Below are 314 nucleotides of genomic sequence, written 5' to 3'. Positions count from 1 at the left end.
CAAAATCGATTCTAAGTCATGAAAAACTTATAAACGATGATTCTATTTGGTATCAAGAATTTCTTGAAATGAAATGTTGTTTTGGCACAGAAAATTCTGTTTTTGATGCTATAGAAAAGATAAACGAATATTCTGGAGGTCATTCTGCAACAGTGATGACTACTAATAGCGATATTGCTAAGAAATTTATGGAACTAGTAGATTGTGCTGTAGTATATCAAAATGCCTCAACACGTTTTACCGATGGCGGACAAATAGGTGTAGGTGCAGAGCTTGCTATAAGTACCGACAAATTACACCATCGCGGGCCATTA

At 35.4% G+C, this 314-nt stretch carries 1 pseudogene; it reads left to right on the top strand.

What is annotated here, in order from left to right:
* Positions 1 to 314: pseudogene (locus tag V6246_RS18215) on the top strand (glutamate-5-semialdehyde dehydrogenase); the annotation flags it as partial.

It is taken from the genome of Algibacter sp. TI.3.09 (genome assembly GCF_038154905.1).
GTDB lineage: Bacteria > Bacteroidota > Bacteroidia > Flavobacteriales > Flavobacteriaceae > Algibacter.
Note: the sequence above shows the minus strand (reverse complement) of the source record. Positions and strands in the feature narration are given on the sequence as shown.